Origin of the sequence: Kribbella hippodromi (genome assembly GCF_039531045.1) — a bacterium.
In the GTDB taxonomy this organism is placed as follows: domain Bacteria; phylum Actinomycetota; class Actinomycetes; order Propionibacteriales; family Kribbellaceae; genus Kribbella; species Kribbella hippodromi.
Map to the genome: position 1 here is coordinate 1 of NZ_BAAAPH010000016.1, position 13,009 is coordinate 13,009.

The 13,009-nt window shown below is 67.9% G+C and carries 8 protein-coding genes; 4 read left to right on the forward strand and 4 right to left on the reverse strand.

Features of this window, described 5'->3' with window-relative positions:
- Positions 1–1,201: 1,201 nt before the first annotated feature.
- The 3 genes from ABD260_RS23510 to ABD260_RS23520 all read right to left on the reverse strand — a co-directional run bounded on the left by ABD260_RS23510 (position 1,202) and on the right by ABD260_RS23520 (position 5,176).
- Entirely contained in the window at positions 1,202–3,664 is a 2,463-nt protein-coding gene (locus ABD260_RS23510; RefSeq protein ID WP_344236369.1) for an ABC transporter permease, read from the reverse strand.
- The gene (locus ABD260_RS23515; protein ID WP_344236372.1) at positions 3,661–4,446 is read right to left on the reverse strand and encodes an ABC transporter ATP-binding protein; all 786 of its coding nucleotides are present in this window, start codon (positions 4,444–4,446) and stop codon (positions 3,661–3,663) included. The genes ABD260_RS23510 and ABD260_RS23515 overlap by 4 nt, the downstream gene beginning before the upstream one ends.
- 133 nt (positions 4,447–4,579) lie before the next feature.
- On the reverse strand, positions 4,580–5,176 hold the full coding sequence (locus tag ABD260_RS23520) for a TetR/AcrR family transcriptional regulator (RefSeq protein WP_344236374.1): 597 nt from the start codon (positions 5,174–5,176) through the stop codon (positions 4,580–4,582).
- Between the two features lie 102 nt (positions 5,177–5,278).
- Here ABD260_RS23520 and ABD260_RS23525 point away from each other — a divergent pair, with 102 nt between their 5' ends.
- The 4 genes from ABD260_RS23525 to ABD260_RS23540 all read left to right on the forward strand — a co-directional run bounded on the left by ABD260_RS23525 (position 5,279) and on the right by ABD260_RS23540 (position 9,655).
- Complete coding sequence (locus ABD260_RS23525; RefSeq protein WP_344236376.1) at positions 5,279–6,271, forward strand: hypothetical protein; 993 nt, start codon at positions 5,279–5,281, stop codon at positions 6,269–6,271.
- Between the two features lie 190 nt (positions 6,272–6,461).
- Positions 6,462–7,880, forward strand: a complete 1,419-nt coding sequence (locus ABD260_RS23530) for an extracellular solute-binding protein (RefSeq protein ID WP_344236378.1) — start codon at positions 6,462–6,464, stop codon at positions 7,878–7,880.
- Between the two features lie 24 nt (positions 7,881–7,904).
- On the forward strand, positions 7,905–8,831 hold the full coding sequence (locus ABD260_RS23535) for a carbohydrate ABC transporter permease (RefSeq protein ID WP_344236380.1): 927 nt from the start codon (positions 7,905–7,907) through the stop codon (positions 8,829–8,831).
- On the forward strand, positions 8,828–9,655 hold the full coding sequence (locus ABD260_RS23540; RefSeq protein WP_344236382.1) for a carbohydrate ABC transporter permease: 828 nt from the start codon (positions 8,828–8,830) through the stop codon (positions 9,653–9,655). The genes ABD260_RS23535 and ABD260_RS23540 overlap by 4 nt, the downstream gene beginning before the upstream one ends.
- Here the strand turns inward: ABD260_RS23540 and ABD260_RS23545 are convergent.
- Positions 9,645–13,007, reverse strand: coding sequence for a S1 family peptidase (locus tag ABD260_RS23545; RefSeq protein WP_344236384.1), 3,363 nt, complete (start codon positions 13,005–13,007; stop codon positions 9,645–9,647). The two genes, ABD260_RS23540 and ABD260_RS23545, sit on opposite strands and share 11 nt — an antisense overlap.
- Between the last annotated feature and the right edge of the window lie 2 nt (positions 13,008–13,009).

Below are 13,009 nucleotides of genomic sequence, written 5' to 3' on the forward strand. Positions count from 1 at the left end.
GTCGAATCCACTGGCCGATCAGATCAGGCGAAGGATGCCGGCACCCACGTTACGAAGAGACCTACCCACAACCGGGTGGCCCTGTCCCTATCAGCGGTCAACCAACGCCACCAGGCCCGGCGACAACACCCCCCGGATCATGCCTACGACAGGGGCAGTAAGTCATACCGAACCCAGCGACCAGAACCCCGCACCGCGGGATCACGAAGAAGGTAACGGGGGTCATCCCCTCAACTAGAGGGTTGCCCCCTCGAATGGAGGGTTGGCCCCTCGAATTTTCAGGGGGCAACCCTCCACCTGAGGGGGCAAGCCTGCCTGTCTGGCGCTTCAGCTGCCCCTCGGCACCGATCACTTGAGGGGTTAACCCCCGCGGTTGTCCGTTCACGCCACGCATGCGGGTGGTGAAGGGGCAACCGCGGGGGTTCACCTCTGAAATGGCGCCGGGACGGCGGGCGTTGGTCCGGAGCCAACCGCCCACCCCGGCGCGGATAAGTGCGTGGGCTGGGCGGGAGCAGGCGGGCGGTGGGTGGGTGGCGGGGCCCCGGGTGGTTGGCGACGCTTGAGCCAGGCGGTTGGTCCCGTGTAGGTGGGTCGGGCGTGGGGTGGGCGGGTGCTCGAGGTGGGTGGTTGGTTAGGCCTGGGCGGGCGGTCGGTCCGGTGCAAGGGGGTGCAGGGGTGCGGTGGAGGGGTGCTTGGGGTGGGTGGTTGGTGAGGCATGGGTGGGGGCGGTCGGCTGGGTGGAGGTGGGTGCGGGCGTGGGGTGGTCGGGTTCTCGGGTGAGTGGTGGGTGAAGCCTGGGCGAGGCGGTCGACCCGGTGTTAGGTGGGTGCAGGCGTGTGGTGGGCGGATGCATGCGTGTGGTGGGTGGGTGCTTGGGGTGAGTGGTTGGTGGGGCGGTGCTGCCCTGCCTGGTGCTGCACGCCCCGGTGCTGCCCTGCCTGGTGCTGCCCGCCCCGGTGCTGCCGGCCTGGTGCTGCCCCGGCCTGATGCTGCCCCGGCCTGATGTTGCCCGGCCTGACGCTGTACTGCCTCGTGCTGCCTCGCCCGTGCTGGCCCGGGCGTGCTGGCCCGGCGTGCTGCCCGCCTCGGCCAGTGCTGAGTGGGTGGGTGGGGTGGCGGGTGGTGATGTGGCGGGTTGTGTGGTCATCGTTTGTCTGGGTGCCGGTGCCAGCGGTTGGTTGGGGGGTGCTGGTTGGGGGTGTTAGTCGTGGTTGGGGCTGGTGGGGGCGTGGCGGAGGGCGGCTAGTGCGGGGATGAGGGTGGAGGTGAAGGTGAGGACGGCCGCGGTGGCGGCGATGGTCAGGTAGATGGAGATTGGGCCGGCGGGGAGGGCGCTGGTGGAGATGGTTGCGGAGAAGGGGATCAGGCAGGCGAGGGCAACTGCCGTGCCTAGCGTGATGCCGGCCAGAGTGATGAGGGTGCTCTCGGTGGTGAGCATTCGGAGGATCTGGAAGCGGGTGGAGCCGGTCAGGCGCTGCAGGGAGAACTCGCGGCGCCGGCGTAGCGTTGTCGACACGAGCGTGTTCACCACGGACACCGCGGTGTACGCGATCAGCATCCCGACGAGCATGTAGTTCACCCACGCCTGCGTCTGCAGATCCGCCGCGTTCGCGGTGACCAGTGTGCTGCGATCAGCGACGTGTACGCCCGGATGCGCCGCGGCGACCTTCGCCAACGCGGGGCCGAGGTCCGTGCCAGGCGCGGTACGTACCAGCACCTGCTTCGTCAGACCATCGGTCGTGTGTGCAGCAACCAACGACGCGGGCAGGATGAGCATCTCGTACCCACGCTCCGCCGCGAACGTAGCGACCACCCGCAGCTTCACCGGCGTACCGTCGCCCAAAGTCAGCGCGATTTCCGACCCGACACCACGCCCGGTCTTCGACGCCATGTACTCCGGAATCGCAGCGGTCGATCCAGTCAGACCACTCAGCGAACCGGAAGTCAGCCGCACCGGCGCAGTACCGTCCTTGCCCTGCGCGTCCACGCCGATCACCGGCGCACCGTCCTCGTCGAACGGAGCGTTCCGCGGTTCGTCGATGGCGGCAGTACTGCGGACGAACGCCGACGCACTAGTCACGCCAGGAACCGCACGTACCTGCTTGAGCAGCGCCGACGACATCCCTGCATCCGACGCGAGGACAGCGTCCGCCCGGAGGTCACGAGTGAAGGCTTCCGAGGCCGCATGGACCTGCGTGGTCTGCATGTAGAGGTTCGCAGTCGAGATACCGACGGCGAGCATCACCGGCATCACCGCGGCCGACATCGCCACCGACCGCGCCGACAGGTTGCGAATCGCGAGCCGCCCGTTGACCCGGGTCAGCGCCTGCACCGGCCAGCGCCAGAACGCCAGCACCAGCTTCGTCCAGAACGGTCCGAGCAACGCGACCCCGATTGCCCAGCACAGCACCGACGGTCCCGCCGTCGCGCCGGCCAGCGGTCCGGTCATGACCGCCATGGTGACGATCAGCAGCGCGAGTCCGCCACCCAGGAAAGCCAGGCCGAAGAACAGACGTACCCAGCCGAACCACTTCCGCTGCAGCGACGCCTCGACCAAAGCCTCGACCGGACGGATCTTGGCCGACTTCCGCGCCGCGATCAGGGCCGCGCCGATGGCCGCGAGTACTGCCGCGCCCGCGCCGGCCGCGAACGGAATCCAGCCCTGGGAGAACTCGACCACCGGCGACGCGACGCCGTGCGAACCGAGCTGCTCGAACAGGAACCGGCCGAGGAAGATCCCCGGCACACAACCGAGCAGAACCGCCGGCAGCGCCACCATCAGCGACTCGCCGAGGATCATCTTCCGGACCTGGCCCGGAGTGGTGCCGATGCCGCGCAGCAGGGCGAACTCGCGTTCCCGGTGCTGTGCGGAGAGCGCGAGCGTGGACGCGACCACGAACATCATCGTCATCACCGCGATCCCGCCGAACGAGCCGGAGATCGAGATCAGCGCCGTCCGGTGCGACTCGGCGTCCGGGTGCTCGGCCAGGCCACGGTCGACACCGGACCGGACCGTCAGGTTGCCGTCGAGCTTCTCCAGGCGCTTCTTGACGGCGTCCAGATCAGTGCCGGTGGCAACTTGTACGCCGACGTCCGCGAAGCGATCGGGGTTGCGTACGAGCTGAGCGGCGTCCTGGTCGGCGAAGAACGCATGACCGGCCGGACCACGCGCGACACCGCTGACCCTGAACGTCTTCGGCGTGCCGTCGATCAGGAACACAGCCTGACTGCCGACCTTGCCGGACGAAACCACGACCTCACCGGTACGCGGCGCGCGGCCAGCCGTCAGCGTGTACGGAGCAAGCGATGCACCGGACCAGTTGTGCCCCTCAGAGGCCGTCGGACCCACAGCCGGGAAGGTGTAGTCGCCCGTCGCGGACGAAACCCCTTCAGTAGAACGGATCTTGGCAAGCAGGTCGACCGGTACACCGACCCGCTCCGGCAGGGGAGTGGCGTCTTCGGCGCCGGGCCGCAGGTGCGATTGGTTGCCGGTGACAACAAGTGAGGTGGCGGCCAGGCGCTCCGGCTGGACGTTGGACCGGATGCCGGTCTCCATCAAACCGCCGCAGGCCATCACGATCGCGGTCCCGAAGATGACGGCGACGAAGGTGGCGATGAATCCGCTCTTGCGGAAGCGCAGCGTACGAACGGCCAGGCGCATCATCCGGCCACGACCTGAAGGTTCGAGCGGGCGCCGAGGTGGGTCATCCGGTCCGCGACCTGTTCGGCCGTCGGCGCGGTCAGGCTGCCGGCCAGTACGCCGTCGGCGAGGAACACGACCTGGTCGGCGTACGATGCCGCGACCGGATCGTGCGTGACCATCACCACGGTCTGACCTTGGGTGCGCACCGGCTCACGGAGCAGTTCGAGTACGTCGGCCGCGGTCTGCGTGTCGAGGGCACCGGTCGGCTCGTCCGCGAAGATCACCGCCGGACGGGCGACGAGCGCGCGGGCGATCGCGACGCGCTGCTGCTGACCGCCGGACAGTTCGCCCGGGCGGTGCTTGTGCCGGTTGGCGAGGCCGACCCGGTCGAGGACCTGACGGACCGCTTCCTTGTTCACGCGGCGGCCGTCGAGTTCCTGCGGCAGGCAGACGTTCTGCCAGACGGTGAGCGCGGGCAGCAGGTTGAAGGACTGGAAGACGAACCCGATCCGCTCCCGGCGCAGCTCGGTCAGCTTGCGCTCGCTCAGCCCGGCCAGCGGCTGCCCGTCGATCAGGACGCTGCCGGAGGTCGGCCGGTCGAGCCCGGCGGCGCAGTGCAGAAAGGTGCTCTTGCCCGAGCCGGACGGACCCATCACCGCGGTGAAGGTGCCGGGGGCGAACTTCATCGAGATCCCGTTCAGAGCGGTGACCGCGTTGCCACCGCGTCCGTAGACCCGTCGTACGTCGTCCAGCACGACCGAGTACCCGGTGCCGTCGACGTGTTCCTGCGTGCGCTTTCTCATGCCGACGACGCTACGGAGTGGCGGCGCTCACCTCGATGGTGTTCAGTCGACTGCCCGGGTGGACAAAACACCACCTTCTGTCTGCTCTCCGGAACACTCCCGCGAGCCAGCGCAGTTCAGCGCGAAAAGTGGGTTAGGAGCGGAGAAGAGCGCGTAGACCGGCCCGGTAGCTGGCCGGGGTGACGTCGCCGATGATCAGGCGCTGCAGGATGAATCCGGGGATCATCCCGAACATCACCTGCGCGATCGCCTCCGGGTCGGTGTCCGGGTCGACCGTGCCGTCGGCCTGCGCGCGGCGGGCGATCTCCAGGAAGTGGCCGCGCAGCTTCATGTACTTGCTCTTCGCGACCTCGCGGATCGCCTCGTTGCGGAGCGACTCGGACCAGGCCTGGATCCCCACCCGGGTGACGTCGCCGCCCGGTGCCTCGGCGATCGTGACCACGTGCTCGATGGTCGCCTCCATCGCGGCCAGCGGGGTCAGCGGCTCGCCGGTCTCGAGGATGTGGTCGAAGAGTTCGTCGACCGTACTCAGCGCCTCCTCGGCGATTGCGGCGACGATCTCTTCCTTGCTCTTGAAGTAGCCGTAGACGGCCCCCGCGGACAGGCCGGACACCCGGATCACGTCCGCCATCGTGGTCTTGTGGAAGCCCTCCTCGATCACGCAGGTCCGGGCCGCGGCGACGATCTGGGCGCGGCGGGCCAGGCGGTGTTCCTCGGTGACCTTCGGCACCTTCGCAACTTAAAACGAATGTCCGTTCTTGACAAGTCGGCAGGCCTCGCGCCAGGCTCGAACTGATAAAGAACGATCATTCGGTTTATAGGGAGAACAGCCATGACCACCGAGGCGCACGCGGCCCCACGCCGGCCGCCCTTGATCGCTGTCGTCACCCTGCTGACCGCGATCCTCACCGTGCTCCTGATCGCGTTCGCCTGGCCGTCGGCCCGCTCCGAACCGCGCGACGTTCCGCTCGCGGTGGCCGGTCCAGCGCCGGCGGTCGCGCAGGTCAAGGCGGCCCTCGACCAGGCGATGCCGGGTGGTTTCGAGCTCACCGCCGTAGCCGATCGAGCGGCAGCGGTGCAGCAAATCAAAGACCGGGACGCGTACGGCGCCATCGTGCTGGAGACCGCACAACCCGAGGTACTGACCGCGTCAGCCGGTGGTCCGGCGGTCGCGCAGATCCTGACCCAGCTGGCCGGCCGGATGCCGACGCCGGCGAAGGTGACTGATCTGGTGCCGTTGCCCAAGGACGATCCGCGTGGCGCCGGGCTGGCCGCGGGCGCATTGCCGCTCGTACTCGGTGGGATTCTCGCCGCGGCCGCGCTGACGAAGCTGGTGCGCTCCGGGCCGCGGCGGATGATCGGCGCGATCACGTTCGCGATCACCGGTGGGCTCGCGCTGGCGGCCGTACTGCAGTACTGGCTCGGCTCGTTCGAAGGCAGTTATCTCGGCAACGCGGGTGTGATCGCGATGTCGATCGCGGCCATCAGCCTGACCTTGCTCGGTCTCGAATGGCTGCTCGGCACGCCGGGGCTCGCGCTCGGCGGCGCGGTGATGATGCTCCTCGGCAACCCGCTCTCCGGGATGACGAGCGCGCCCGAGATGCTGCCGAGTGGCTGGGGCGCGCTCGGACAGTTGCTGCCGCCTGGAGCAGCCGGTACGGCGTTGCGCTCGGTCAGCTTTTTCGACGGTGCCGGCGCCGGCCGCCCGCTCGTCGTACTGAGCTGCTGGCTGCTCGCCGGACTGCTCTTCTGCGGGCTCGGCGCACTGCGCTCCCGGGGACGCGCCGTACCCGCTGGTCAGGAGGCGAATGCGGTCCCGGCCTGACAAAGTACGGGTATGACAACGCGGTGACCGGATCGTTACGTCCAGGTCACCGCGTCAGCACGTAACTGCCGCGACAACGTTGTCTGTCAAGCATTGACTTCGGCCTGGGAGCGCTCCTACGGTCACGGGAAAGCCCGCAGGGTTTGGGTAGTGGTACCGGCATGACAACGATTGCCCGAAGGTGGACCTGATGCTGACCAGGAAACGTTTCAAAGCAGGCCTCGGAATCAAGGCGGCAGCCGCCGTGAGCGCACTTCTGCTCGCGGTCACGGCCTGCAGTCAGGGCTCGACGACGAAGCAGCCGGACTCCGGCGGTTCGCAGAGCGCCGGTCCCGCGCACATCAAGATCGCGTACCAGCAGTGGGGTCCGGGCACGGTGATGAAGCAGTTCCTCACCGGCGTGAAGTCCGAGTACGAGTCCGCGCATCCCGGCTCGCAGGTCGAGATCGTGCCGATCGTTGCCAGCGAGAACGACTACTACACCAAGCTGCAGCTGATGATGCGCTCGCCGAACACGGCGCCGGACATCGTCTACGAGGACACCTTCCTGATCAACTCCGACATCACCGCGGGGTACCTGAAGCCGCTCGACGACTACATCAAGGGCTGGCCGGACTGGAACCAGTTCGAGGAGACCGCGAAGGGCGCGGCGAAGGGCCAGGACGGCAAGACGTACGGCATTCCGGACGGCACCGACACGCGCGCCCTCTGGTACAACCGCCAGATCTTCGCCAAGGCAGGCCTGCCGGCCGACTGGCAGCCGAAGAACTGGGACGACGTTCTCGCGGCCGCGCGCGCCATCAAGCAGAAGGTGCCTGGCGTGACGCCGTTCAACATCTACTCCGGCAAGCCGATGGGTGAAGCCTCGGCCATGCAGGGCTTCGAGATGCTGCTCTACGGCACCAAGGACACGCTGTACAACTACGACCAGAAGAAGTGGGTCGTCGGCAGTCAGGGCTTCAAGGACGCGCTGAACTTCATCAAGACCGTCTACACCGAAGGCATCGGCCCGTCGCCGAAGGAAGCGCTCGACCCGAACATGGGCTCCCGGGTCGGCAGCGAGCTGCTGCCGGGCGGCAAGCTGGGGATCGCGCTGGACGGCTCGTGGCTGTACAACAACTGGCTGAAGACCGGCCCGAAGCCGTGGCCGGCGTGGAGCGAGACGCTCGGCCAGGCCGCGATGCCGACCCAGGACGGTGGCGGCAAGGGCAAGGTCAGCCTCTCCGGTGGCTGGACCTGGGCGATCCCGGCCAAGTCGAAGTCGCCGGACGCCGCCTGGGACTTCATCAAGACCCTGCAGACGCAGAAGAACGCGATCAAGTACGCCACCGACGGCGCGCAGATCGCGGTCCGCAAGGACGTCGCGTCGGACACCTCGTACAAGGAGTCCTCGAAGAGCACGCAGTTCTTCACCGACCTGGTCTCGGTGACCGTGTACCGGCCGGCGCTGCCGGAGTACCCGAAGGTGTCGAACGAGATCATCACCGCGATGGAGGCGGTGATGACCGGCCAGTCGTCGCCGGACGACGCCGCGAAGAACTACGACCAGGCGGTCGAGGGCATCGTCGGCGGCAAGGACAAGACAACCACCCAGAGCACCGGACAGTAGTCCCGGCTCGAAGGGATCCCCGCTGTGACGACGACTGTCGCGCCGTCCGCGGCTGCCCCCGCTCCGAACCGGAGCGGGCGGCCGCGGGGCGCCAAACTGGTCAAGATGCTGCCGCTGACGCCGGCCATCGGGCTGATGCTGGTCTTCCTGGCCGGCCCGATCCTCTACTGCGTGTACGCCGCGTTCACGAACATGGCGCTCACCGGTACCGGCGCGGCGAACGTGCAGTTCGTCGGCCTGGACAACTTCCGCAAGGCCTTCGGCAGCAACGCGTTCACGAACGCGATCTGGATGACCCTGGTGTTCACGCTGATCTCCGCGATCATCGGCCAGAACACCCTCGGTCTCGGGCTCGCGCTGCTGATGCGCCGGTCCACCAAGGTGGTACGGAACTTCGTCGGCACCGCGGTGATCGGCGCTTGGGTCCTGCCTGAGGTGGTCGCGGCGTACCTGCTGAGCGCGTTCTTCAACGACAACGGCACGCTGAACGTGATGCTGCACGCGGTCGGCCTGCCCGGTCAGGACTGGTTGTACGCGGCACCGATCATCGCGGTGTCGCTGGCCAACATCTGGCGCGGTACGGCGTTCTCGATGCTGGTGTACTCCGCGGCGCTGAGCGAAGTGCCGAAGGAGATCGAGGAGTCGGCCGAGATGGACGGCGCGGCCGGGTTCCGCCGGCTGGTGTTCGTCACGCTGCCGATGATCAGCCGGGCGATCATGACCAACCTGATGCTGATCACGCTGCAGACGCTGAGCGTGTTCGGCCTGATCTACGCGATGACCCGCGGCGGCCCGGGGACGAAGAGCCAGACGTTGCCGCTGTACATGTACGAGCAGGCGTTCAGCTTCTCCCAGATCGGGTACGGCACCGCGATCGCCCTGGTGATGCTGGCGATCGGTGCGGTCTTCTCACTGATCTACCTGCGTGGATTGAACTCGGAGGCCGCATGATCGCGCGGGACAAGCTCAGTAAACTCGCGTCGAACCTGGTCCTGCTGGCGATCGGCGTGCTGTTCGTACTGCCCTTGCTGTGGGTGCTGTTCGCGTCGATCAACCGGACGGCCGGGCTGCGGGTCGAGTTCCCGACGCATCCGACGCTGGGCAACTTCAAGGCCGTACTGAACACCGACACGACCTACCGCCCGGTGCTGAACGGTCTGGTGCTGTGCGGTGGATCCGCGTTGCTGACGATGGTCTGCGCGGTGCTGGCGGCGTACCCGCTGTCGCGCTTCAAGACCAGGTTCAACCGGCCGTTCCTGCTCACGGTGCTGTTCTGCACCGGCCTGCCGATCACCGCGGTGATGGTCCCGGTGTACGGGCTGTTCGTGCAGCTGAACTTGGTCGACACCATTGGTGGCACCATCATGTTCATGGCGACCAGTTCGTTGCCGTTCGCGATCTGGCTGACCAAGACGTTCATGGACGGCGTACCGATCTCGCTGGAGGAAGCGGCCTGGGTCGACGGCGCCGGCAACATGCGCGCGCTGCGGGCGATCGTGCTGCCGCTGATGTGGCCGGGGATCGCGGTGGTGCTGATCTTCACGTTCATCGGCATGTGGGGCAACTTCTTCGTCCCGTTCATGCTGCTGCTCTCGCCGGAGCGGTTGCCGGCGTCGGTCAGCATCTTCACGTTCTTCAGCCAGTACGGCGAACCGAACTACGGGCAGCTGGCGGCGTACTCGATCATCTACACGATGCCGGTCCTGCTGCTGTACCTTCTGCTCAGCAAGAAGCTCGGCGGCGCCTTCGCCCTGGGCGGCGCGATCAAGGGCTGAGCAAGGGGTTCAGACAGCCGGGGTCGAGGTCCACCGCGCGTTTGATCGCGTCTGCCGGCAGGTCGATCCACAGTGCTTCGGCGAGTCTGCGGCGGATCTGTTTGTCGGAGCCCTTGTCGGCCAGGTGCAGGAAGACCAGCGCCTGGCCGAACGGCAGGCGGAGGCTCGCGGCGTACGAGTCGGCAGCGGCGGTCTCGCCCAGTTTGTCGGTGACCTCGGAGATGATGCGGTACGCGTACAGCCGGCGTTCGTCCCAGGGCACTCGACCGAGCAGAGTGACCGCGCGGTCGCGATACACCTGGGCCTGCTCCAGATCCCGGTTGTGTACGGCGGCGAGGGCCAGCTGGGCGTAGATCTCGGTCAGATACTCGTCGTCGTCGGAACGGCTCCGCAGTGCCGCATCGGCAGCCGGGTAGTCACCGGCGGTCGCCAAGGCACGAGCCAGGGAGGAGCTGAACTCCGGGAGCTTGAACGCCGGTACGGCGGATCGGACGTACTCGACCATCGCGTGGGCGTCGCCGGGCGTACAGGTGGCGGCCTCGAGGATGAGGTGCAGGTCGTAGTCCTGCTGCGAGCCGGTCAGCAGAGTGAACACTTCCCGCGCCAGCTCGGCCGCGGTGGACGGGTGGTGTGGCAGCAGCGTCGTGGCGAAGTCCACCGTCGCGGCAGCACGGTCGGTCGTCGTCCGCAACTCGCGAATCATCGACCGGATCGGCTCGACGTGATCGGCAGCCGCGGATGCGAACAGATTGGGGCCTGCGCGGGAGTACAGGACCGGCGAGGCGGCCAGGAACGTACGCCGGGCCAGTTCGAGGTCGCCGGTCAGCAGCGCCGCCGGGAACGCCTCCTCGTAGGCCGTCTTCGCGTTCATCGGGGACCGGGACGAGTCCATCCAGGACAGCAAGGTCGGCGCCACGTTCTGAAGTACCGCGGTCGCCGCGCTCAGTTCGTGCTGCCGGGCCAGGGCGTGGGCGAGGGCGCAACGCAGGACGATCCGCAGCTCGGGATCGCTCGTCGAGCTGACGATGGATCTGGCCCGGTCGAGCTGCCCGGCGGCAACGGTGAGCAGGATCAGGTCGATCGGGCCGACGCGGTCCAGCGGCGACGCGCCACCGGCCGACGCCATGATCCGGTGGCACTGGTCGACGAAGTAGCTGGCCTGCTGGTTGTTCCCCGCGAGCGCCGCCTGCTTCGCCACTAGGGCGTACACCTCGGCTTGGCACTTCTCGTGCGCTTGGCAGTGCTGTTCTGCCCTGCAGTGGTCTTCGGCCCGACGATAGTTGCCCATGGCAGCGAAAGCCTCGGCCACTTCCTGGTTGCATCGCCCGCTCCCGTACTCGGCCAGAAGCGCGGCCTCGGAGCTGTTCTCGAAGCTGTTCGCAAGGAACGCGGCCAGTCTCGGTGGTACGTCGTCGCGGATCGCCCGCGCCTCGGCGAGGAGTTCCTCGACGCGGCCGTTGGCGCCGTTTGCGCGGGCGGCCCCGATCAGGTCGACGAGCACGTTGCCACGATCGCCGGGCCAGACGTGGGTGGTGTTCGAGCGGTACAAGGACTCGGCGCGGTACAGATCGCCCCGCCCGGCCGCGGCCCGCGCACGCGCCAGCAGGATGCGGCTCCGGGTGAACGGAACCAGGTCCATGCTCTCGGTGTACTCGTCGGCGCGCGCGTAGTCGGCTGCCGCTTCGGCCGTGGCTGCCAAGTCCGTGCAGAGCGAGGCGCGTACGTCGTAGTCGTCGACCGTCCTGGCGAAGCTGGATGCTTGCCGATGATCACCGGCCCGGTCTGCCAGCCACGCCATTGCGGCGGTTCGCTCGGCATTGTCGCGGACCTGACCTACCAGCGACTGGGCGCGGTCGGGGTCGGTGTCGGCGACGACCTGAGCCAGCTCGACCAGGGCACGCGGCCGGGAGTCGGTCATCGAGTACGCCAGTGCTTCGGCCAGCGTGCGTTCACCGAGTAGTTCGAGTACCGCGGGCAGGCAGGCGGGCATTCCGGCATACCGAGCGGCCAGATTGGCACGTCGTACGGCGAGCCGCATCGCCACCGTCAAGTCAGGAAGCTGCTGCATGGTGTTGAGACGGTGCGCCAAGAACAGCTCGGACAGGGCGAGCTGATCCGCTCCGGTCCAGGCTCGCAGCCGGTCGTGGCGTTCGTTGTCCTCGGCGCACCAGAGCAGACCGTCCAGATCGCCGACGGCGGCTAGCAGGTGTGGATAGGTGCGCAGGAGGTAGTCCGGTGTGCCTTCGGGCCAATGCCGGTGCTGGTAGGTCTCCGCCCAGGCGTGGAGTTCGCGGCGTCGTTGCACGACCTCGCCGCCGAGCTGCTCCTCGGCGGTGGCGCGGAGGGCGTCGTGGCTGAACACGTACCCGGCCTCGGTCAGCCGGACGCTGCGTCCGAGGGCACCCGCGAACTGCTCGGCGATGTCGAAGCGGGATCGTCCAGTGAGCTCGGCCAGATCCTCCTTGTTCAGACCACCTCCGGAGGCCGCGAGCAGGCCGATCACCGGACGGTCCGGGCCGCGGAGAACGCGGACGAGTTCGTTGGTTGCCTCGTGCTCCACGTCGCGGGCGTGCGACGGCTCGTCGCTTGCACAGAAGGCTGCCAGCTCGGCGAGTTCGTCGGTGCGATCGAGTAGCTGGTCCGGTGCGATCGTGTTCGAGAGTGCGAGCAGGCGGGCGTGCTGGTTTCGCTCGTGCGGGCTATGGATCTCCAGCATCGCGGGGCGTACGCCGAGGAGGTCGGCCAGCTCGGTCAGGACTCGCTCGTCGAACCGTACGGCGGAGAGCCGGCCGAGGCCTTCGGAGCGGTGATGTTCGGCCAGTACGCCGATGATCCGGTCGCCGGCGAACAGCGCGGCGCCGGACATGCCGTCCCAGGGCGAACGTTTCGGGTCGGGGTCCGCGGCGGGCGGGCTGACAGTGACCTCGAGGGTGCCTTCGCGGCGATTGGACAGGGTCGCGACCGTACCGTCGGCTTGATGCGTGTCGCGGTAGCTGGTCTGATCGCTCTCGGCGCGCAGTTTGAACCAGGGGAAGCCGACCGCGCGTACTTGCAGGCTTGCGGCGCGGTCGCCGATCCCGCCGAGTCGCGCTGGTGGAACCGGGTCGCCGGCCGGGGTGATCGCGAGTACCGCGACGTCGCCGGCCGACCAGACGAGTTCGCCGGAAGCCGACCATTCGCCGGGTACGCGGTCGGCGTCGAAGCGCACGCGGATGGATTGCGCGGTGGCGATCACGTGCGTCGCGGTCAGTACGAGGCCCTGCCGGATCAGATACCCGGAGCCGCGGCGCTCGATTCCACCGGCAGCCTTGACGATCACCTCGGCGACCCGATGCGCGTCGATCTCCGTCATGC